The organism is Burkholderia sp. Ac-20353 (assembly GCF_017104785.1).
In the GTDB taxonomy this organism is placed as follows: Bacteria; Pseudomonadota; Gammaproteobacteria; order Burkholderiales; family Burkholderiaceae; genus Burkholderia.
The window spans coordinates 1-2,453 of record NZ_JAAGPL010000418.1; the positions used below are offsets into that span (position 1 = coordinate 1).

Annotated in this window: 2 protein-coding genes and 1 pseudogene; all 3 read left to right on the plus strand. The window is 71.7% G+C overall.

The annotated features are described in order from the left end of the window. Positions 1-1,109: FliI/YscN family ATPase (locus G3N94_RS40825; RefSeq protein ID WP_205799836.1), on the plus strand; the 1,109-nt coding region annotated here is incomplete at its 5' end. A gap of 5 nt (positions 1,110-1,114) precedes the next feature. After that, entirely contained in the window at positions 1,115-1,573 is a 459-nt protein-coding gene (gene fliJ, locus G3N94_RS40830) for a flagellar export protein FliJ (protein WP_205799837.1), read from the plus strand. A 48-nt stretch (positions 1,574-1,621) separates the two neighbouring features. Then, positions 1,622-2,453, plus strand: a pseudogene (locus tag G3N94_RS40835) (flagellar hook-length control protein FliK); the annotation flags it as partial.

Consider the following 2,453-nt stretch of genomic DNA (forward strand, 5'->3'; position numbering starts at 1 on the left):
CGCGCGTGTGGCCGCGCGAAACCGCGCCGATCGCCGACCCGCTCGCGGGCGCGAAGCGGCTGCCGGTCGGCTGGAACATGCTCGGGCGCGTCGTCGACGCGTCGGGCCGGCCGCTCGACGGCCTCGGCCCGCTGGCGTCGAAGGTCGACGCGCCGTTGTCCGCGCCGTCGATCAACCCGCTCGAGCGCGAGCCGATCCATCACGTGCTCGACGTCGGCGTGCGCGCGATCAATGCGCTTCTCACCGTCGGCCGTGGCCAGCGGATGGGCCTGTTCGCGGGCTCCGGCGTCGGCAAGTCGGTGCTGCTCGGCACGATGGCGCGCTACACGAGCGCCGAGGTGATCGTGATCGGGCTGATCGGCGAGCGCGGCCGCGAAGTGAAGGAATTCATCGAGCAGATTCTCGGCGAGGACGGGCTTGCGCGCTCGGTCGTCGTCGCGGCGCCGGCCGACGTGTCGCCGCTGTTGCGGATGCAGGGCGCCGCGTACGCGACGTCGCTCGCCGAGTATTTCCGCGACCAGGGCAAGCACGTGCTGCTGCTGATGGATTCGCTGACCCGCTACGCGATGGCGCAGCGCGAGATTGCGCTCGCGATCGGCGAGCCGCCCGCGACCAAGGGCTATCCGCCGTCGGTGTTCGCGAAGCTGCCCGCGCTCGTCGAGCGCACCGGCAACGGGCCGGAAGGCGGCGGCTCGATCACCGCGTTCTACACGGTGCTGACGGAAGGCGACGACCAGCAGGATCCGATCGCCGATTCGGCGCGCGCGATCCTCGACGGCCACGTCGTGCTGTCGCGCGCGCTCGCCGAGGCCGGCCACTATCCGGCGATCGACATCGAGGCGTCGATCAGCCGTGCGATGACCGCGCTGATCGACGAGTCGCATCTCGATCGCGTGCGCCAGTTCAAGCAGATGCTGTCGCGCTACCAGCGCAACCGCGACCTGATCGCGGTGGGCGCGTATGCGCCGGGCCGCGACGCGCAGCTCGACCGCGCGATCGCGCTCTATCCGCGCATCGAAGCATTCCTGCAGCAGGGCTTCCGCGAATGCGCACCGTTCGCGTCGAGTCTCGCCGGGCTCGATGCGCTGTTCGACTCCAACGGAGGTTGAAGCTGATGGCTCAAGGCTTTCCCCTGCAGATCCTGCTCGACCGCGCGCAGGAAAACCTCGACGAGGCGACCCGGCAGCTCGGGCACGCGCAGCGCGACCGCACCGCGGCCGCCGACCAGCTCGATGCGCTGCTGCGCTACCGCGACGAATACCACACGCGCTTCGCGCAATCCGCGCAGCATGGGATGCCCGCCGGCAACTGGCGGAATTTCCAGGCGTTCCTCGACACGCTCGACGCGGCGATCGCGCAGCAGCGCGGCGCGCTGGCCGCCGCCGACGCGCGCATCGACGAGGCGCGCCCGCACTGGCAGCAGCAGAAACGCACGGTCGGGTCGTACGAGATCCTGCAGGCGCGCGGCGTCGCGCAGGAAGCGAACCGCGCCGCGAAGCGCGAACAGCGCGAGGCCGACGAGCATGCCGCGAAGGTGCTGCGGATGCGGGCCGACGCGGCCAGGTCGACGTAACCGCCCACCGGATTCGCACGATTCACACGATTCGCACGAGAGAACGCCATGCCTTCCCTGTCCATGCTCGGTACGCTGATCGATACCGCCGCTTCCGCCCTCAAGGGCGCCCGCAAGACGGACGCGACTGACGTGTCGGCGTCTGCGTCCAACGGCGGCGCGAGCGCCGCGCCGGTGCCGTTCGCGCGAACGCTGCAGCAAAGCGTCGCGACGCAGCGCGCGGCGGCGGCCGCGACGGATGCGTCCGGCGCGTCCGGTGCATCGGTTGCCGCATCGCTACGGCGCGCGGCCGACGACGCGACGTCGAAGGCCACCGACAGCACGAAATCATCCGGCCCGTCCGACGACAAGACCGCCGCCACCAACCCGGACGCGGCCGCGCTCGCCGCCGCGGTTGCCATACAGGCACAATTGCAGGCGCGCCCTGACGGCACGGCCTCCTCAACGTCGACGACGTCCACGACGTCCACGACGTCCACGACCTCCGCGACGTCCATGACCGACGCACCGTCGGCCGACATGCTTGCGCGCACGAGCGACCTGGCGTCCGCTGCGGGCCATGCCGAGCCGGCGACGAGCCGCGACGCGCTGCATGCGGCGCTCGAGAAACTCTCGGGCGGCGCGAGCGGCGTCGCGCTGCCGACCACCACCGGCGCCGCGGCCCCGCAGCAGACCGCGGCCACCACTGCCGCGCCGCTCACGCCGAAGATGCCGACTTTCGACAAGGCGCTCGCCGACGTGAAGGGCACACTCGCGGCCGCGCCGGCCCAGACGCAGACGCCCGCCGCGCAGGCACTGCAGGCCGACGCGGCAGCCAAGTCCGAGACAGGAGCCGGCGCGGCGCATGCGCTCGCGGCCACGCAGGATGGTGTCGATCCGG